At 71.1% G+C, this 18,165-nt stretch carries 15 protein-coding genes and 1 pseudogene; 14 read left to right on the top strand and 2 right to left on the bottom strand.

All coding sequences use genetic code 11. The features are described 5' to 3' along the window. Nucleotides 1–52: 52 nt before the first annotated feature. Complete coding sequence (locus tag ACIGWZ_RS29600) at nt 53–1,873, top strand: AMP-binding protein (RefSeq protein WP_400069761.1); 1,821 nt, start codon at nt 53–55, stop codon at nt 1,871–1,873. Nucleotides 1,874–1,913: 40 nt separating this feature from the next. On the opposite strand, the gene ACIGWZ_RS29595 is transcribed toward ACIGWZ_RS29600, so the two are convergent. Further along, entirely contained in the window at nt 1,914–2,837 is a 924-nt protein-coding gene (locus ACIGWZ_RS29595) for a LysR family transcriptional regulator (protein WP_400069760.1), read from the bottom strand. Between the two features lie 460 nt (nt 2,838–3,297). Between ACIGWZ_RS29595 and ACIGWZ_RS29590 the strand changes: the two genes are divergently transcribed. The 9 genes from ACIGWZ_RS29590 to ACIGWZ_RS29550 all read left to right on the top strand — a co-directional run bounded on the left by ACIGWZ_RS29590 (nt 3,298) and on the right by ACIGWZ_RS29550 (nt 14,259). Then, nucleotides 3,298–4,365, top strand: a complete 1,068-nt coding sequence (locus tag ACIGWZ_RS29590) for an aminotransferase class I/II-fold pyridoxal phosphate-dependent enzyme (RefSeq protein ID WP_400069759.1) — start codon at nt 3,298–3,300, stop codon at nt 4,363–4,365. 153 nt (nt 4,366–4,518) lie between these two features. Continuing rightward, nucleotides 4,519–5,880: a helix-turn-helix domain-containing protein gene (locus ACIGWZ_RS29585; protein WP_400069758.1), complete on the top strand. Its 1,362-nt coding sequence runs from the start codon at nt 4,519–4,521 to the stop codon at nt 5,878–5,880. A 497-nt stretch (nt 5,881–6,377) separates the two neighbouring features. After that, on the top strand, nt 6,378–8,297 hold the full coding sequence (locus ACIGWZ_RS29580; protein ID WP_400069757.1) for an FAD/NAD(P)-binding protein: 1,920 nt from the start codon (nt 6,378–6,380) through the stop codon (nt 8,295–8,297). Then, a complete protein-coding gene (locus tag ACIGWZ_RS29575; protein ID WP_400069756.1) occupies nt 8,294–9,550 on the top strand; it encodes an MFS transporter in 1,257 nt (418 codons plus the stop codon). Before ACIGWZ_RS29580 ends, ACIGWZ_RS29575 begins: the two co-directional genes overlap by 4 nt. 121 nt (nt 9,551–9,671) lie before the next feature. Further along, nucleotides 9,672–10,712, top strand: a complete 1,041-nt coding sequence (locus ACIGWZ_RS29570) for a ketoacyl-ACP synthase III family protein (RefSeq protein ID WP_400069755.1) — start codon at nt 9,672–9,674, stop codon at nt 10,710–10,712. 3 nt (nt 10,713–10,715) lie between these two features. After that, a complete protein-coding gene (locus ACIGWZ_RS29565; RefSeq protein WP_400069754.1) occupies nt 10,716–11,780 on the top strand; it encodes an isopenicillin N synthase family dioxygenase in 1,065 nt (354 codons plus the stop codon). A 47-nt stretch (nt 11,781–11,827) separates the two neighbouring features. Next, complete coding sequence (locus ACIGWZ_RS29560; protein ID WP_400069753.1) at nt 11,828–12,805, top strand: DMT family transporter; 978 nt, start codon at nt 11,828–11,830, stop codon at nt 12,803–12,805. Between the two features lie 28 nt (nt 12,806–12,833). Then, the gene (gene thyX, locus ACIGWZ_RS29555; RefSeq protein WP_400069752.1) at nt 12,834–13,595 is read left to right on the top strand and encodes an FAD-dependent thymidylate synthase; all 762 of its coding nucleotides are present in this window, start codon (nt 12,834–12,836) and stop codon (nt 13,593–13,595) included. 76 nt (nt 13,596–13,671) lie between these two features. Beyond that, nucleotides 13,672–14,259 (top strand): TIGR00730 family Rossman fold protein, encoded by a 588-nt coding sequence (locus ACIGWZ_RS29550; RefSeq protein WP_400069751.1) that lies wholly within the window; start codon nt 13,672–13,674, stop codon nt 14,257–14,259. Here ACIGWZ_RS29550 and ACIGWZ_RS29545 read toward each other — a convergent pair. Further along, complete coding sequence (locus ACIGWZ_RS29545; protein ID WP_400069750.1) at nt 14,195–14,752, bottom strand: PadR family transcriptional regulator; 558 nt, start codon at nt 14,750–14,752, stop codon at nt 14,195–14,197. The two genes, ACIGWZ_RS29550 and ACIGWZ_RS29545, sit on opposite strands and share 65 nt — an antisense overlap. Nucleotides 14,753–14,895: 143 nt before the next feature. Here ACIGWZ_RS29545 and ACIGWZ_RS29540 point away from each other — a divergent pair, with 143 nt between their 5' ends. The 4 genes and pseudogenes from ACIGWZ_RS29540 (at nt 14,896) to ACIGWZ_RS29525 (ending at nt 17,823) form a co-directional block, all read left to right on the top strand. Then, a complete protein-coding gene (locus ACIGWZ_RS29540) occupies nt 14,896–16,185 on the top strand; it encodes an MFS transporter (protein ID WP_400069749.1) in 1,290 nt (429 codons plus the stop codon). Between the two features lie 49 nt (nt 16,186–16,234). Next, entirely contained in the window at nt 16,235–16,975 is a 741-nt protein-coding gene (locus ACIGWZ_RS29535; protein WP_400069748.1) for a class I SAM-dependent methyltransferase, read from the top strand. Nucleotides 16,976–17,088: 113 nt separating this feature from the next. Beyond that, nucleotides 17,089–17,283: pseudogene (locus tag ACIGWZ_RS29530) on the top strand (methionine adenosyltransferase domain-containing protein); the annotation flags it as partial. Between the two features lie 78 nt (nt 17,284–17,361). Next, the gene (locus ACIGWZ_RS29525; RefSeq protein WP_400069747.1) at nt 17,362–17,823 is read left to right on the top strand and encodes a PPOX class F420-dependent oxidoreductase; all 462 of its coding nucleotides are present in this window, start codon (nt 17,362–17,364) and stop codon (nt 17,821–17,823) included. Nucleotides 17,824–18,165 lie beyond the last annotated feature (342 nt).

Raw genomic sequence — 18,165 nt, 5'->3', positions numbered from 1 at the left:
CCGTTTGCGCTTCCGCCCCGACGGGGGAGCGGAGCCCTCATGGAGGCATCGGATGAACCTCACGCGGTACGCGGGCAGTCGCCCTCAACCCCCCGCTCCCACGGCCCTCACCAGCAACCGCGACGCGTACGAGGCGTTCCTCGCCGCGCGGGACACCCTCCTGCGCCGCGCCGCGGAGGGCGGACCGTACCCGGCTCCCGACCTCACGGCAGTACACCGGGCCGGGGAGTTCAACTGGGCTCGGGATTGGTTCGACGTGATCGCCCACGACAACCACACCTGCGCCCTGCGGGTCGTCGCTCTCGGCCCCGACGGCAGCCGGTTCGTCTCCCAGCTGTCCTACGCCCAGCTCTCCGACCGCTCGACCCTGCTGGCCGGCGCCCTGGCCGCCCGCGGTGTCGGCCAGGGCGACCGGCTGCTGCTGATGACCGGCAACCGCACCGAGCTGTGGGAGACGATGCTGGCCGCGTTCAAGATCGGCGCGGTGGTCGTACCGGTGAGCACGCAACTGGGCCGCGAGGACCTCCACGACCGGATGCACCGCGCCGGTGTCCAGCACGTGATCGCGGAATCGGTGTACGCGCGGCGCTTCCCGGTACTGCCCGCCCTGCGCAACCGCATCGCCCTGGACGGCGGCGTCCTGGGGTGGACCCCGTTCGCCGAACTGCGCACCGACGAGAACCTCGTGGCGCCCCGGCCGGCCGTCCACCCCGACGACCCGATGCTGCTCTACTTCACCTCCGGAACCACCTCGCTGCCGAAGATCGTTCAACACACCCACACCAGCTACCCGGTGGGGCATCTGTCGACCATGTACTGGCTCGGACTGCGCCCGGGGGACGTCCACCTCAACGTCTCCTCGCCCGGCTGGGCCAAGCACGCCTGGAGTTCACTCTTCGCGCCGTGGAACGCCCAGGCCACCGTCGTCGCGGTGAACCAGCAGCGGTTCACCGCACGCGGACTGCTCGATACCCTCAGCGAGCAGCGGGCCACCACCCTCTGCGCACCGCCCACCGTCTGGCGCATGCTCCTCCAGGAGGACCTCGGCCACTGGCCGGTGACGCTGCGTGAGGCGGTCAGCGCGGGCGAACCCATCGACGTCGACACCGTGGAGCAGGTCCGCCGGGCCTGGGGCGTGACCGTGCGCGACGGCTACGGACAGACCGAGACCACGGCGCAGATCGGGCATCCGCCAGGCCACCCGGGCAGGCCTGGCGCCATGGGCGTCGAGCTGCCCGGCTACCAGGTCGTCCTGGTGGACCCCGTCACCGGCGAACGGCAGACCGCCGCCTCTGCGGAGGGCGAGATATGCATGGACCTGGCCGCGCGGCCAATCGGGCTGATGGCGGGATACGCCGACAGCTCGGGGCGGGCGGTGATCCCCGGCGACGACGGGCTCTACCACACCGGTGACATCGCCGTACGCGACGCGGAGGGCTGGTTCACCTACGTGGGCCGCGCGGACGACGTCTTCAAGGCGTCGGACTACCGCATCTCCCCGTTCGAGCTGGAGAGCGCGCTGCTGGAACACCCGGCCGTCGTCGAAGCGGCCGTCGTCCCGAGCCCCGACCCGCTGCGGCTGGCGGTCCCGAAGGCCTACGTCGAACTCGCCCGCGGATACCGGCCCGACGCCGACACCGCCCGTGAGCTCCTCGCGCACGCCCGCGCCCACCTCGCGCCCTACAAACGGGTCCGCAGACTGGAGTTCCGTACCGCGTTGCCGAAGACCGAGTCGGGGAAGATCCGGCGGGCGCTGCTGCGCGAGGAAGCAGCCGCCGGGCTGCCCGGCAACGAGGAATGGCGCGAGGAACAGTTCGCCGGCAGCCACCGGCCCGCCGCCGGACCTCCGGAGCACGCCGGCACGGTGAACTGACCGTCCCGCACGGCCGGAACGCCGTCCCGTACGGCGCCCCTCAGTCCCGCTGCACCGGGCCGGTCCCCGGCCGCCCGCCCCGCTTCGGCTTGGCGGGCGCCTCCGGCCTCTTCAGATGCGCCGCGGCCGCCTTCTGCGCAAGGGTGACGAAGGTGGCCGCCAGGGGATGCGCCCCCTGGCGGGGCAGGACGAGCTGCAGCAGCGAGGGCGGCGCCCCGATGAGCGGGACGAAGACGACCGTGGGGTGCATATGCGAATGCGCGATGGATTCGGGCACCACACCCACCCCCCGGCCCGCCGCCACCGCCTCCAGCCACTCGTCGAAATTGGTGCAGGTGGCGGCGGCGACCGGCCGGTTGTCGGCGGGCCACTCGTCGAGTTGCGTGGTGCCGCTCACCGAATTCACCACGAGCGGCAGCCCCGATAAATCGGTCCAGGTGACATGGTCCCTGGTGCTGATCGGGGAATCTGCCGCGACGGCCACGATGCGCTGCTCCTCGCCGAGCACGACCACACGTACACCGTTCGCGGTGACCGGTCCGCGCACGATGGCCACATCGGCGTCCCCGTGGTCCAGACCGGCCAGCGCCTCGTCCCTGCGGACGGGATCGACACGGACCGCGGTCTCCCGGTAGAAGGCCCCCATGGCCGCATGCGCCCACTGCGCCGGAAAGCCCCAGGTGAACCCCAGCCGCAGCACTTCTCCGGACCGGTCCGGACGCAGGGCTTCTTCGAGGCGCGGCAGAATCGCCGCGAGTTGTTCATAAAGCCGGGTCCCGGCCGGCGTGAGATCCACATGCCGCGTGGTGCGGGTCAGAAGCCGCACGCCCATCTGTTCCTCCAGCCGCCGGATATTACGGCTGAGACTGGGCTGGGAGAGACACAGCTTTTCGGCCGCCCGCGTGAAGTGGCGTTCCTCGGCAAGTAGCAAGAATCCCCGCAGGTGGTGCAGCTCTATCCCCATGTCGAGGAGATTACATAAGGATGGCAGGACCGTACCTGGCATCGTCGAATCTTTACCCTGGGAAGACCCCTCGGCCCCCTCGTCGTGTGCTTTTTCCGCCAAGTCAGACATTCCTCTCTGGAAAAAGCTCCGCTCGTACGCGAGCAACGGAAGCCGAGGGCTTCCGTACGCACCCGAAAATTGCGAATCGGCATTGGGCGGGCGGATACAAGCTAGCCATCGGGCAGGGGGCCAGGGAAATAACTGTCCGTGGCTATTCATACGTACGGGACATAAATAAAGGTGGCGGGAGGCGGCCGGGACGCCGGCGCGACGACGTCCGATCCATTCACCCCAGGAATGAATGCGGTGCGGTTGATATTTCCGTTCCCCGCGCCGCTCTGCCTAGCATCCGAGACGTCCGGCGAGTGCGGACACCGAGCCACGACAGTGGACCGCTACAGGGGGAAAGGGGAACTCGGTGCGGCAGACCAACGCCCGCTTCTTCGAGGGGACTTCCGAGGTAAATCCGTATGCCCCGCTCCCCAGCGCCCTCCAGGCGGCCCGGCAAGCCCTTGACGCGCCCGACCGCTGCCGCGGCCCGCTCTGCGTCGAACTCGTCGCGGAGATCGCACTGCGCGTCGGGGTGAGCGAGGACAGCATCGTGCTGGGCGCGGACGGCCTCAGCCTGGCGTTCGCCCTGCTGCGGAGCCTGATGGCCGACGCGCCCGGCCGACCGGTCGAACTCGTCGTCCCGCACGGCGGCTTCGATGCGTACGAGGACCTCGCGCGCCGGCTGCCGGCCGCCCACTGCTCCCGCGTTCCGCTGACCCCCGACGGCTGCCAGGACCTCGACGCCCTGCTCCACCAGGGCAACGGCGGCCGCGGCGTCGTCTTCCTCACCAACCCGCAGGACCCCACCGGAGTGCTCCTGCCGGGCGCGGAGCTGGGTCGCTTCCTCGACAGGGTCTCCCCGGAGACGACTGTCGTCCTGGACGAGGCGCACTGGGAGTTCGTCCGCGACCCCGACTTCACGCCCGGCACCGGACTGCTCGCCCGTCATCCGCGCCTCGTGGTGCTCCGGAGCCTCTCGGTGGTCCACGGACTCGACGGCCTGCGTGTGGCCTACGCCGCCTGCGTTCCCGGCACCGCCGAACTGATCCAGCGTCAGATACTCCCGCACGACGTGGGCATGGTCGCCCAGCTCGTGGCCCTGGCCTCACTGCGCACGCCCTCGCAGGTGCGGGCACGGACGGACGCCATCGTGCGCGAGCGCGACAGGCTGCGCGAGGAGCTGCGGCTGCTCGGCTTCCAGGTGCCGCCGAGCCAGACGCACCAGCTCTGGATGCCGCTGGGGGCGGACAGCACCCGCTTCGCGCTGGCCTGCCGGGGCGCGGGAGCCGATGTACGGCTGCGGCCCGGTGAAGGGGTGCAGGTCACCGTCGGCCCGCCGGAACTCGGCGACCGGGTGCTGCGCGCCGCCGCGCATTTCATCGCCACCAGCGCGGCCGGCACACGCCGCGACGGCGAAGTCATAGACCGTATATGACACATGCCCCGACGATCAGTGACAAGCGGTGAGGAGCGACCGGCTCTCCTGTCATGACACCAGGCCACGCGATAGCATGATGGCGGCTTCACAACGGGGATAGCGTATGACAACCCGGATGCTGTTTTGTGACCAGCAAGAAAAGGAGGGCCAATGGACCAGCTGTCCTTTGGCCGTCGGCTGCGTGCGCTCCGCCGACAGAAGGCACTGAGTCAGGCCGAGCTGGGTGGCACCACGCTGTCCGCCAGCCACATCAGCCTCCTGGAGAGCGGCAAACGCCCGCCCACGGACGAGGTCCTCGTCAAGCTCGCCGCCCGGCTCGGCATCTCGGCCGTCGAGCTCGTCGGCGACACCGGGGTCACCGTCCCGCAGCCGCCGCTGGACGCGTCCATGGAGACCTCCCTGCTGTTGCACCGCGCCCGGCTCGCCCTGCTGACCGGTGACCCGCAGGCCGCGCTCGACCGGTTCACCGCGCTGAGCGGCGACGGCTCGGCCGCCCCCGCGCTCCTGGCGGAGGCCCTGCTCGGTCGCGCCGAAGCCCTGGAGGCACTGGGTCAGCTCGCCGAGGCCGCCCGGCTCCGTCAGGAGTGGCTCGACGCCTTCGGCACCCAGCAGGACGACTGCGTCGGCCGGATCGAGGTCGTGCTCGGCCTCCTGCGGTGCCGCCGGGAGAGCGGTGACCTGCCCGAGGCCGCGCGGCTGGCCGAGGAGGCGCTGCGCTCCGCCGAGAGCCTGGGCCTGGCCGAAACGCCGGCCGGGCTCGAACTGGCCGCGCTGGTCGCGGAGTTGCGCTGGGATGTCGGCCAGGGCGCCGCGGCCGCCGAACTCCTCGGGTGGGCGGTGGCCGTCACCGACCGGCTGCCAGGCCGCGACGACTGGGCGCGGGCGTACGACGCGGCCGCCGACGCGGCCCGGGCTGCGGGCCGGATGGGGCACGCCGTCGCGCTCGCGCAGCGGTCCGTCGACATCTGCCGCAGTGGTGACGGCGGCTGCCCCCTCGCCCGGCTGCGCGTCGCCGCCACGGCGGTGCTGCTGCGGCACGGCTCGCTGCCCGGGGACGGCTCGCCGCGCAGCCTGGAGCCGGCCCTGCGTGAACTGCGCGCGTGGGGCTCGCCCGCGGACATCGCCGCCGCCGAGACCGCCCACGCCGGACTGCTTCTCGCGGCCGGCGACGCGGCGCGCGCCCGGGACGCCGCCCGGTCGGCACTCGAGCGCGTCGGCCCCTCCTGGCGTCGTCTGCGGGCGCACGCCCTGCTGGCCCTGGGACGGGCCATGTGGACGCTCGGCGAGCACGGCTCCGCCGAGCACTTCGAGGAGGCGGCCGCCGAGCTGACGGGTCTCGGTGCGGACCGGCAGAGCGCCGGCGCCTACCTCGAACTCGCCGAACTGTACGAGTCCGACGGCGACGTGCGCTCCGCCCTCATCTGCTACCGGCGGGCCTCCGCCGTGGCAGGGTTGCTGCCGGCCGATGGGATGGCCCACCAGGAGGAGCGCGACGGCCTCAGGTCCTCCTGACCGCACACCCCTCCTCCTGGCCGCGGGCGCGCGTTCGCCCGCCCGCGGATACCCCCGTTTTCCGTCAACTCCGCGCTGCCGCACCCCCGTTCGCCCGCCGTCAGGCGTCTGTGAACGGCCCGCCCGCGAGCGTCGTCCCAGGACTTATGGCATGTACTGCTCGATTGATGCGTACGGGCTATAAGTGCGCTTCAAGAGCTATTTCTGTCTCTCTCCCGGGTCGGGCACTATGAGCTCGGAATGCGATGCACGGGGGAGACGCATGGTTTTCAGGAGCGCACTGCACGCTGCTCCGGCACCGACGGCCCGACCGAGCCCGCCATGGACCCGCCCACAGCGACACCCTGTCGTGCGGCGGTGCGGCAGCCGTCCACCGAGGCCCCTTGCCCGGTGCATGTCCCGTCCTTGAGCAACTCGTCGCCGTGCGGCGGACCACGCGACTGCGTGCCGCTCTCGGTGCTCCACCGGCACTCCCCCCCACAGTTCAGGAGGCCAGCGTGAGTACGAGCACGAACATAGGAGTCGTCGGGTCGGGCCCGCGGGGTCTGTCCGTTCTGGAACGGCTCTCGGCCAGGGTCGCGAAGGGAGAAGACCGCAACGCGCGCGTGACGGTCCACCTGATCGACGCCCATCCGGCAGGTGCGGGCGCCGTCTGGCGCGAGGACCAGTCCGCACACCTGCTGATGAACACCGTCGCCTCACAGGTCACGGCCTTCGCCGACAGCACCGTGGGACGCGACGTCCCGGTGCTGCGCGGCCCGAGCCTCTACGAATGGGCGCGCTCGTCGCCGCAGGCACGCACCGGCGCGCTCAGACCCGACGACTACGCTCCCCGGGCCCTGTACGGCAGGTATCTGCGCTGGGCGCTGCAGTACATCGTCGGCCGGGTGCCGGACGGCATGACGGTGCGGATCCACCAGGACCGCGCCGTGCGCCTCTTCGAGGACGCGGCGGGGCAGGGGCTCGAACTGGCCGGCGGGACGGTCCTGACCGGCCTGGACGCGGTGGTACTGGCCCAGGGGCATGTGCCGATGGCCCCGACGGAGGCGGAGACCGAACTCGGGCTCTACGCCGAGAGCAACGGCCTGCGGTACGTGGGCCCGGCCAACCCGGCCGACGTCGACCTGTCCCAGATCGCCCCCGGCACCCCGGTGCTGCTGCGCGGCCTGGGCCTCAACTTCTTCGACTACATGGCCCTGTTCACCGCGGGACGCGGCGGCTCCTTCGTGACCGGACCGCACGGCAGGCTCCGCTACCGCCCCTCCGGCCGGGAACCGGTGCTCCACGCGGGCTCGCGGCGCGGTGTCCCGTACCACGCGCGCGGCGAGAACGAAAAGGGCGCGCACGGCATGCACGAACCGCTGCTGCTGACACCGGCGGTGATACGGCGCCTGCGGCGGCGGGCGGCCGAGCACGGTGACGTCACCTTCCGGCGGGATGTCTGGCCCCTCGTCGCCAAGGAAGTGGAAACCGTCTACTACTGCGCCCTGCTGGGCAAGCGGGGCCTCTCCGCCGCCGACGTGCGGGGGTTCCGGCGCCGGTTTCCGGCGACCGAGCGGGGCGGCGCCGCCGAGGACGCGCTGCTCGACGCGCACGGGATCGGGGTCCGGGCCCGATGGGACTGGCAGCGGATCGCGGAGCCGTACCGCGATCTGGCCTTCGACGGCCCCGACGCGTACGGGCTGTGGGCACAGGAGTATCTGCGGCGGGACGCCGATCGGGCCCGCGGGGGCAATGTCTGCGACCCGGTGAAGGCCGCGGTGGACGTACTGCGCGATCTGCGCAACGCGGTCCGGCAGATCGTCGACCACGCCGGCATCACCGGCCGTTCCTACCGCGACGAACTGCGCGGCTGGTACACCCCGTTGAACGCCTTTCTCTCCATCGGGCCGCCCGGCCGGCGTACCGAGGAGGCCGTTGCGCTGATGGAAGCGGGGGTGCTGCGGCTGGTCGGCCCGCGGCTGGAGGTCACGCCGGACGCGGCCGGGCGGGGCTTCCTCGCCCGGTCGTCGGTGGTGCCGGGAGAGCCGGTGCTGGCCGGGGCCCTGATCGAGGCGCGGCTCCCCGGGACCGACGTCCGCCGTACCGCGGACCCGCTGCTGCGGGACCTGCTGGCACACGGGCAGGCCACGTCCTTCACCGTCCCGGAAGCGGACGGCCCGGCGTACAACACCGGCGCGCTGGCCGTGACCGGGCGACCGGGGCGACTGGTCACGGCCGGGGGCCGGGCGCACCCGCGCAGATTCGTGCTGGGGGTGCCGACCGAAGGCGTCCACTGGGTGACCGCCGCGGGGATCCGGCCGTGCGTGGGCTCGGTCACCCTTGAGGACTCGGACGCCATCGCGAGCGCGCTGCTCGGTCTGGGTGCGGCGCGGCGCCGGCAGCCGGGGCGCACCCGGGAGGGCAGCACGGCATGAGCAAGGCACCGTCCCGGACGCTCCCTTCGCTGTCCTCCGTGCGACCGGCACAGCGCCCGTTCGCCGCGCCCGCCGGGACCCCCGCCCCGCAGGCGGCTCTCGGGGCGGGCGGGCGGTCCGGCCGCGGGCTGGGCGCCGCCTGGCACGTCGCCGCCGTGACCACGCTGACCTCGATGCCCGTTTTCCTGCCCGGGGCCGCGAGCAGCCTGATCTGCCGCCAACTGGGCTGGGGCACCGGCCGGATCGGCGCGGTGCTGGCCGTCTACTGGCTCGGGTCGCTGCTCGGCGCGTACACCAGCCGCCGGATCAGGATGCCGGTGCCCGCCGAGAGCGTCGTCGCCGTGGCGCTGCTCGTCACCGCCGCCGCACTCGGAGCGGGCGCCGCCGTGCCGGGCCCGGGCCTGTGGGCGGGATCGGCGCTCGGCGGGTGCGTCTACGGGTTCAGCCAGCCGTACACCAACTTCCTGCTGATGCGCCGGTGTCCGCCGCGGCGGCACGGCACGGCGTTCGGCCTCAAACAGGCGGCCGTGCCGGCCGCGACCCTGCTGTGCAGTGTCGCCGTCCCGTTGTGCGCGGTGCCGCTGGGTTGGTGGGCGGTCTTCGCGGGCGGCGCGGTGGTGTGCGCCGGGTACGCGGCGGTGCTGCTGACGCGGGCCCGGCGCGGGTCCCTGCTGGAGCTGTCCGGCACGGAGGGCGGGCTGCCCTGGGACCGGCGGCTGGTGGCGCTCGCGGCCGCCGGGCTGCTGGGCGCGGTGATCGGCAACAGCCTGGGTGGGTTCCTCATCCTGACCCTGCAGGGGGACGGCTTCCCGCTCGGCACGGCCGGCTTTCTCGCGGCAGGTGCCGCGGGGCTTTCGGTGCTGGTGCGGATCGGCGCGGGCTGGGCGACGGACCGGGCGGGCAGGTGGACGTGGCGGCTGCTGGGCGTCATGTTCGCGACCGGTGCGGGCGGCGCCCTGCTGCTGGCCGGGGGAGGCGCCGTCAGCGGCGTCGTCGGCGCCGTTCTCACCTATACGGGCGGCTGGGGCTGGGCCGGGCTGCTGCACCACGTGGCGGGAGCCTCGTATCCCGGCCACGAGAAGCACGCCACCGCCATGACGCAGATGGGTGTCTCGCTGGGGGCCGCCGTCGGCCCCTTCGCCTTCGGGCGGCTCTACGAGCAGCTCGAAGGCGGGGCCTGGGCGGTCATGGCAGCCGTCGGCCTGATGGCGCTGTGCTGCGTCGCCGCCGGACGTCGCAACGCGTCGACATGACAACTATTGCTTTGACTTGACGAACCCTCGCACATGTCAATGACAGTATTGACATGTCACGAGGGGGCTGCTTGCATGGCTTGTCAACGGCCCGTTCGGCCCGTTCCCGGAGGGAAGCGGTATGAGATTCGGAACCGACGTGCAGATACGAGCGGTGGGGGCCTGGACGCCACCGGCTCTCGACACCACCGCCCAGGCAGTGGCCGAGGGACGGCTCATCCCGGAAGTGGCCCAGCGCATGGGCATCACGGCGCTCCCGGTGGCGTCCGACATCTCCGCACCGGACATGGCTGTACGGGCGGCCCGGATCGCACTGGACCGAGCCCTATGGGACGGCAGCGAGCTCGACGTCCTGATCCACACCTGGATCTACCACCAGGGGCATGACATGTGGTCGCCCCCGCACTACATCGCGAAGCTGCTCGGCGCGACGAACTGCCTGCCGCTCGCCCTCCACCAGGGCTGCGACGGCGGCGGGCTGGCCCTCCAGGACGCCGCCCTCCGGCTCACCGCCGATCCCGCCAGCCGCAAGGCCCTGGTCTCCAGCTCCGACCGGTTCGTGCTGCCGGGCATCGACCGCTGGAACTTCCAGCCGTCCATGCCGCTCGGAGACTCCGGCACCGCCATCCTGCTGGACCGCTCCGACGAGCCGGGCGCCGCGTTCTCGCTGCTCGCGGTCAACACATACGTGGCTCCGGAGCTGGAGGTCCTGGTGCGCGGCGACCGGCCGTTCGCCGACATGCCCATGCAGGTCGAGCTGCCCTTCAGCGTTCTCGACTCCGCCCGCAAGGGCGCGGAGCTGCTCGGCAGCGTCGCCTACGACCACCTCACCAGCCTGGTCAAGGCGACCCTCGACGACGCCGGGATCGAGGCACACGACCCCCGGCTGCGGTATGTGGTCCTGCCGCGCATCGGCGCCGGCGGAGTGGCAACTCTCTATATGCCCGCGCTGCAGGACCTGCTGGACGTGGAGTATCTGCGCTTCGACGACCTCACCGGACATCTGGGCTGCGGTGACTGGGGCGCGGACCTCAACGACCTGCACGAAAGCCGGATTCTGGCGCCCGGCGAGATGGCGCTGCTGATCGGGGCGGGTGCCGGTCTCACCTGGGTGTCGGCGATCGTCCAAGCCCCCGAAAACGTCACTGCACAAGGGAGTTGACACATGATCACTGAAACGCCGGCCGCTGGCCGGTCCGGCGCCCCGGCGACGGGCGACGCTCCGGTCACCCTCGCGCACGGCTATGTGCCCGTCATCGACATCTCCTCGGCCCGGAAGGGCGACCCCTTCCGCCGTCTGCAGGTCGCCCGCGCCATCGGGGAGGTCTGCGAGACCAGCGGCTTCATGGCCATCACCGGCCACGGAGTGCCCGAGTCACGCATCCAGGGCGTCTACGAGGCGACCAAGCAGTTCTTCGCCCTCCCCGCGCAGACCAAGCGCCAGTTGCTCGCCGACCCGGCCGACCCGCTGATGCGCGGCTTCGGTGTCGAGGGGAACCTCGGCGCCGCGAACGACGGGGTGGACGCGGAGCAGGCCAGGAAGCTGGCCGACCTGTCCGAGACGTACACGTACAACAGGCTCGGCGACGTGGGCGCCACCGGCATCCCCGACGATGCCCGGCGCGGGCTCGTCACCCTCAACAAATGGCCGGTGCTCGACGGATTCCGCGCGGCCTACCTCGCGTACTACCGCGAGATGGAGCAGCTGGCAGGGGAGCTGGCCCGGCTGATGGCGCTCGCCCTGGGACTCCACGAGAACTGGTTCGAGGACAAGATCGACCACCACATCTCGAACATGACCGCCAACTACTACCCCGGGCAGGAGAATCCGCCGCAGCCCGGCCAGCTCCGCAAGGGGGTGCACAGCGACTGGGGGCTGCTGACCGTCCTCTACCAGGACGGCGCGCCCGGCGGCCTGCAGGTACGCGACAAGTCCGGCGCCTGGGTCGACGTACCCGCCGTCGAGGGGACCTTCGTCGTCAACATCGGTGATCTGATGGCCGTGTGGACCAACGACCGCTGGGTCAGCACGGTGCACCGGGTCGTCAATCCGCCGCGCGAGGTCGCCCACCGCGAGCGGTACTCCATCCCGTTCTTCCTCCAGCCCAACTACACGGCTCCCATCGAGTGCATCCCCACCTGCAGTGGTCCGGACAACCCCCCGCGGCACGCTTCGACCACGTCGGGTGCGTACCTGGTCGGCAAGCTCGGCGCCGCCTACGGAATATGAGGACGCCACCGCCCTCCCCGGCCGCCCGCCGGCCGGGGAGAGCCCGGGTGCCGGCGATCGTCCTCTCGGTCGCGGCCGGTGCGGTGCTCTCCGTCCAGGCATGGGTGAACGGCAGGCTGGGTGGGCGCGTGCACGACGGGGTGGCAGCCGCCACCTTGTCCGATGCGGCGGGTCTGGCGCTCCTGCTGATCGTCTGTCCGCTGCTGCCCGTATTCCGGGGCGGGGTGCGGCGCCTGGCCGATGCCGTACGCCGGCCGGCCGGTGCCGTCGGCCGACTGCGGCCGTACCACTTCCTCGGCGGCCTGGTCGGCGGAGTCGTCGTCCTCTCCCAAGGGGTCAGCACCGCGGTCCTGGGCACCGCGGCCTACACGGTGGCCCTGGTCGGCGGGCAGACGCTGAGCGGGCTGTGGGTCGACCACTTCGGGCTCGGGCCGGGCGGCGCCTGCCGGGTCACCCCCCGGCGGCTGGCCGGCGCGGCACTGGCGCTGGTGGCGGTGGCCGTGCCGCTGCTCGGATCGTTCGGCACGACGGCAGGGTGGCTCGCCGTGCTGCCGTTCCTGGCCGGTGTGGGCCTGTCCTGGCAGATGGCGGTCAACGGCCGGCTCAACGTGTCGGCCCGCACCCCCTACCCGTCCGTCACCCTGAACTTCCTGCTCGCCGCCGTCGTGCTCGGCATCGCGCTGTGCATCGACCTGGCCCGCAACGGCCTCCCGCACCACTGGCCGGACGATCCCCTGCTCTACTCCGGCGGACTGCTGGGCCTGCTCTTCGTCCTCGCCTCGGTCCTTCTGGTACGCCGCATCGGCGTGCTGGTGATGGGACTGGCCATGGTGGCCGGGCAGACCCTGGGCGCGCTGGCCGTCGACGCACTCTTCCCCGGGGACGCCGGCACCGGGGCCGGCGCGGTCCTCTCCTCCCTCGCTGTCCTGCTTGCCGCCGCGCTGGCCTGCCAGTCGCCGGACCTCACTTTGCGCCCCGGACGCGACGAGCGCCCCTCACTCGAACCGGAGCTCTCGGCTCCTTGACAGAAACAGGCGGACCATTATGACGTCCATGACCGAAACCCCCTTGGTCACCACCCCGGCCTTCGACTCCGGCCCCGGCACCGACATCGAACTGCGCAGCAGCATCACGGTCGAGCTGGTCGACCACCGGGCCGACGACATCGGTGTCGTACGGGCGGCCCGGGTGTCCACCGCGGGTGAGCGGGCCCATCAGGAGGAGCGCGGCGACACGTACGCCGCGGGGCTCATCAACTACCTGATGCGCAGCCGGCACGGAAGCCCCTTCGAACACAACTACATGACCTTCCTCATCAACGCGCCGATCTTCACCGTGCGCCACCTCATGCGCCACCGCACCTGGTCGTTCAACGAGGAGAGCGCGCGCTACCGGGAGATGGACCCGGTGTTCTACGTCCCGGACAGCGACCGGCTGCTGCGGCAGGAAGGCAAGCCGGGCCACTACAACTACGTGCCGGGAGCCCCCGGCGACCTGGAGGACGTCGTGACCTCCGCCCGGTCGGTGTACGGGGCGGCGTTCCGCGAGTACAGCCGGATGCTGGAGAGCGGCATCGCCCGGGAGATCGCCCGCATGGTGCTGCCCGTGGCGACGTACTCCTCCGTGTACGCGACCTGCAACGCGCGGGCCCTGATGCACTTCCTGGGGCTGCGCACCAACCGGCCCGACGCCGCGTACCCGTCCTCGCCCCAGAGGGAGATCGAGCTGGTCGCGGAGGGCATGGAGATCGAGTTCGCGCGTCTGATGCCGCACACCCATGCCGCGTTCGAGAAGTTCGGGCGGGTCAGCCCGTAACCGCGGGTCCCGGTCTTCGGCCACTGGGACCGGTCCGCCTCCGGTCGCGGCGGTATCCCCTCAACAGGAGGTCCAAATGCGCGTCACCATCTATGCCGGGTCCTCGTCGGGTAACCGGCCTGTGTTCGCCGAGGAGGCCGGCCGGTTCGCGGCCCGGCTGGCCCAGCGGGGCTGCGAGATTGTCTACGGCGGTGGCAGCGTAGGCCTGATGGGTGTGATCGCCGACGCCGCGCTGGCCAACGGCGGCAAGGTGACCGGTGTCATCCCGCAGTCCCTGGTCGACGCGGAGGTCGCGCACACCTCGCTCACCGAGCTCCGGGTGGTCGATTCCATGCAGGAGCGCAAGGCCTTGATGGAAGAGCTCGGGGACTGTTTCGTCGCCCTTCCCGGCGGCGTCGGCACCCTGGAGGAACTCTTCGAGGTCTGGGCGGGCCTGGTGCTCGGCCACCACCAAAAGCCGCTCATGCTCCTCGATACGGAGGGGTACTGGAACCGGTTGGTCTCCCTGGCACTCAAGACCGCCAACTACGGGTTCATGAGTGCCGAGGAGAGCCGTTCGCTGGTTCCCATCCGTAGTGCGGAGGGCCTGTTCGAAACCGTCAGCGGCTGGAAGCCTCCGAGGCCGCGCTGGTCAGCTGCTGCAACGTCTCCCGGAGCCAGGTGAGTTCCGCGCGAGAGGTGGCCCGGGCGATGGCCAGGACCCCCTTGCGGAACGGGTCGTCGACCTCTTGGGCGCTGAGCGGCCGGTCGCCGTCGTAGAAGTAGCTGCTGGGCTCGCTGAGGAAGTCCAGCCGCCGCTGCAGCACCTCGGCCTGTGCTGCCGGGTCCGGCAGATGGCGCAGGAAGGCGAGCAGCACGAACCACCGGTTCTCGTCGGTGATGAACGGTTCGTCGGGCTTGCGCAACAACGTGCGCAGCGTCTCCTCGCCGTGGTCGGTCAGGGTCAGCACTTGGCGGGGCGCGGCGGCCGAGCCCTGTTCGGGCGTTCGCTTGAGCAGGCCGGCCTTTTCCATCCGCTTGATGGCCGGGTAGAGCGTGCCCTGGCTGACGGCGCGCACGTGTCCGGTCAGCCGGGCGAGCCGGACGCGCAGTTCGTATCCGTGCAGGGGCTCCTCGTGGAGGAAGCCGAGAACGGCCAGATCAAGTGTGCTTGACATGGCTCACCAGCATACGGCTAAACTCGCAATAGGTCGATACGACATACAGCGAGAGCGATATAGGTCGCATCGACATATGCATCCCGGGAGGAGCGGTCGACGCAAGCGAACGCACCCGGTCGAACGGCTAGGAGGTCACACCCTTGTCCGCCTCATCGAATCCGCAGTCCACGGCACTGGCGCCTGGAGGCGAGCCCAGTGATCCGGCGGTGCCCGCGGCACCCGTCACGGCTGCCGATCCGGTAGTCGAGCGCTTCTCCGTGGTGCCGCTGGTGGCCCTGTCGCTCTCCGTCTTCGCCCTCTGCTCCGCAGAGTTCGCGCTGATCGGACTGCTCCTCGACGTCTCCAGCGACATGCACGTAACGGTGGCGACCGCCGGCCAGCTGCTGAGCGTCTACGCATTCGCCGTTGCCATCGGCGGCCCCGTCGTCACCGTCCTGACCGCCCGCATGGCGCCCAAAAAACTGGCCCTCGCCCTCCTCGTGGCCTTCGCGCTCGCCAACGTCCTCGGCGCCCTCGCCCCCACCTTCGACACGCTGATGGCGGCCCGCACCATCGGCGCACTCACCCACAGCACCTTCGCCGCCGTCAGCATCCTGCTGGCAATCCGGCTCTCGCCCCCCGGCCGCCAGGCATCCGCCATCGCCTGGGTCGCCGGCGGCCTGGGACTGGCAACCGTGCTCGGCGGTCCCCTCGGCACCGTCATCGGTGAACAATGGGGCTGGCGAGCCACCTTCTGGACAGTGGCGGGCGCCGCCGTCGTCGGCGTCGTCGCCATCGGCTTCCTCATCCCCGGCGGACTGGGCGGCGGACAGAAAGTCTTACTGCGCGCCGAAATCGGCGCGCTCGGCACATCCCAGGTCCTGTGGGCAATGGGCATCACCGTCGTCTCACAGACCGGCTGGTTCCTGCTCTACAGCTACATCACCCCTCTGCTGCGCCACGTCACCGGCTTCAGCGCCGGAGTATCCGCCGGCATGCTGTTCGTCTTCGGCATGGGCGGCTTCATCGGCAACGCACTCGGCGGACGGTTCGCCGACAAATCCCTGCGCGGCACACTCGCCGCCATGCTGGCCCTGCTCGCCGCGATGCTGCTCCTCATCGGCGTCGGCGCCGGCCGGCCGGTACCCACCATCGCCGCGGTACTCCTGATCGGCCTGGCTTCCGGAGCCCTCGTACCTCCCCTGCAGGCATGGGCGCTGGGCGCCGCAGGCGGCGGCTCCACCCTGGTCCTCGCCGCCAACACCTCGGCGTTCAACCTCGGCAACGCCGCCGGCTCCTGGACCGGATCCCGGCTGCTCGGCTCCGGCACCGAGGTCACCACCCTCGCCTACGTGGGAGCCGCAATCGTCGTGCTCTCCCTGATCGGCATGCTGATCGCACTCCGCACCCGCCCGGCCACCGCAGCATCACCCGACGGGCTCTCCGCCTGACGGCCGAACCTGGCGGCCGCACCGAACGGCCGAAGAGGAGAGAAACGACATGAGCGTTGACCAGTACGACGAAATCGGCGTGGCCTACGAGGGATTCAAATCCCTGCCGATGATCAAATACTCCGAACTCCCCAGCTTCATGGGGATGTTGGACGACGTTGTCGGACGCTCGGTTCTCGACTTGGCGTGCGGCACCGGGTTCTACACCCGCCGCATCAAGGAACTCGGTGCCGCAGACGTGGTCGGAGTGGACATCTCACCCGCCATGATCGACGCCGCCCGGGCAATCGAGGAACGCAGCCCGGCAGGAGTCCGCTACGAGACCGCCGACGTCGCCGAACTCACCCTCGAGGACGCCCCGTTCGACGTAGCTGCCGCCGCCTACCTGCTCAACTACGCCGACAGCGAGACCGCCATGAAGCGCATGTGCGAGGGCGTCCGCGGCGCCCTCGCACCCGGCGGGGAGTTCCTCACCCTCACCCAGAACCCCGACTACCGCTTCGACGGCCCCTCCACCAGGAAGTACGGCTTCCTGCACGAATACCAGGAACCGACCGCCGTCGGCCCGCGTGCCCGCATCACCGCACTCCTGGACCCCACCGTCACCATCACCGCCCACTTTCCACGCCGCGACGTCTACGAGAGCGCCCTCAAGGCCACCGGCTTCACCGACGTGACCTGGGAACCCGTCCACATCGCCGCAGACGGCATCAACGCCATGGGCGACTCCTTCTGGGACGACTGGCGGGCCAACCCGACTCTCATCCTGCTGCGCTGCCGCGCCACCTGAGCCACCGTCCCACCACCCCTCCCAGACCGGACCGGAGCACCCCCGGGCACCCCCGCGACGGGGGTGCTCCGGTCCTCTCCACCCACCCCGGCCGGCAGCCGCCGCAACCCTCGGTGTCCCAAAACCGCATCGAACGGGCCGTCACCGAGGTCTTCGACCTGCGCCCGGCCGCCACCATCCGCGACCTCGACCTGCTCCGCCCCATCTACGCGCAGACGGCGGCGTACGGCCACTTCGGCCGCGAACTGCCGGACTTCACCTGGGAACGCACCGACCGCGCAGCGGCCCTACGCGCCGCCGCCCGGTGAAACCGACACGCACACCAACGCCGAGACGCGACATCGCCCGGTGAGCGGCACCCGAGGAAGGCCCGAAGCGTGCGCACCATGACGGAACACGAATGGCGGATGTTCGTCTCACACGGCACCCGAACCGGCAAACTCGCCGTCACCCGGGCCTCGGGAGAACCTCATGTCACCCCCATCTGGTTTCTCCTGGACGACGCCCCCTCACCACCGGAAATCGTCTTCACCGTCTGGGGCGACTCCCTCAAGGCACGAGTACTCCGCCGCTCACCACACTTCAGCCTGTGCGTCGACGACCAAGCCCCGCCGTACTCCTATGTACAACTCAACGGCACCGCTCGACTCGACGACAACCCGGCCGAACTCCTCACCTGGGCCACCCGCCTCGGGAACCGCTACATGGGCCAGGAGAACGCAGCCGCCTACGGCCGACGCAACGCAGTCCCCGGCGAATTCCTCGTCCGGGCCCGCATCGACCGCATCATCGCCCGCAGCGGCATCGCCGACCAGGGCGCTTCTGATGGATCGGCCAACGGGCCGTAGTCCAACCGGCCCTGGGCCGGGCCCCGGGCGGTGACGTGACCCTCGTGGACTCGTTGGCACGACATGACATACATGCATCGCACACTCGCCGGTCTCGCGCTCGCCACGATGCTTCTCGGCCCGGTATCGGCACAAGCCGTGGCCGTTCCCAGGGACGACACTCCGGTCCAGCCTCACCTCAAGATGCCCCTGAGCGGCATCCTCACGGACCACGGGATCCCGGTCGATTGGAGGGTCCTCGGGGTCGCTCTCTGACCCGCCCGACGCTCTTCGCAGTCGGCGCCGTCGAGGGTCGGGGACGAGAAGAGGCGGCATGCCTCACCGTGCGTGGCATGCCCGGCC

Origin of the sequence: Streptomyces sp. NPDC053427 (genome assembly GCF_044544985.1) — a bacterium.
Lineage (GTDB): Bacteria > Actinomycetota > Actinomycetes > Streptomycetales > Streptomycetaceae > Streptomyces.
The sequence above is the reverse complement of the archived record's forward strand: the minus strand, read 5'-3'. Positions and strand labels throughout refer to the sequence as shown.

What these genes read in the sequence shown, in the direction of transcription:
- ACIGWZ_RS29570 (WP_400069755.1), top strand. Translation starts at nt 9,672, where the DNA reads ATGAGATTCGGAACCGACGTGCAGATACGAGCGGTGGGGGCCTGGACG.
- ACIGWZ_RS29550 (WP_400069751.1), top strand. Translation starts at nt 13,672, where the DNA reads ATGCGCGTCACCATCTATGCCGGGTCCTCGTCGGGTAACCGGCCTGTG.
- ACIGWZ_RS29525 (WP_400069747.1), top strand. Translation starts at nt 17,362, where the DNA reads ATGACGGAACACGAATGGCGGATGTTCGTCTCACACGGCACCCGAACC.
- ACIGWZ_RS29600 (WP_400069761.1), top strand. Translation starts at nt 53, where the DNA reads ATGAACCTCACGCGGTACGCGGGCAGTCGCCCTCAACCCCCCGCTCCC.
- thyX (WP_400069752.1), top strand. Translation starts at nt 12,834, where the DNA reads ATGACCGAAACCCCCTTGGTCACCACCCCGGCCTTCGACTCCGGCCCC.
- ACIGWZ_RS29595 (WP_400069760.1), bottom strand. Translation starts at nt 2,837, where the DNA reads ATGGGGATAGAGCTGCACCACCTGCGGGGATTCTTGCTACTTGCCGAG.
- ACIGWZ_RS29575 (WP_400069756.1), top strand. Translation starts at nt 8,294, where the DNA reads ATGAGCAAGGCACCGTCCCGGACGCTCCCTTCGCTGTCCTCCGTGCGA.
- ACIGWZ_RS29545 (WP_400069750.1), bottom strand. Translation starts at nt 14,752, where the DNA reads ATGTCAAGCACACTTGATCTGGCCGTTCTCGGCTTCCTCCACGAGGAG.
- ACIGWZ_RS29535 (WP_400069748.1), top strand. Translation starts at nt 16,235, where the DNA reads ATGAGCGTTGACCAGTACGACGAAATCGGCGTGGCCTACGAGGGATTC.
- ACIGWZ_RS29585 (WP_400069758.1), top strand. Translation starts at nt 4,519, where the DNA reads ATGGACCAGCTGTCCTTTGGCCGTCGGCTGCGTGCGCTCCGCCGACAG.
- ACIGWZ_RS29565 (WP_400069754.1), top strand. Translation starts at nt 10,716, where the DNA reads ATGATCACTGAAACGCCGGCCGCTGGCCGGTCCGGCGCCCCGGCGACG.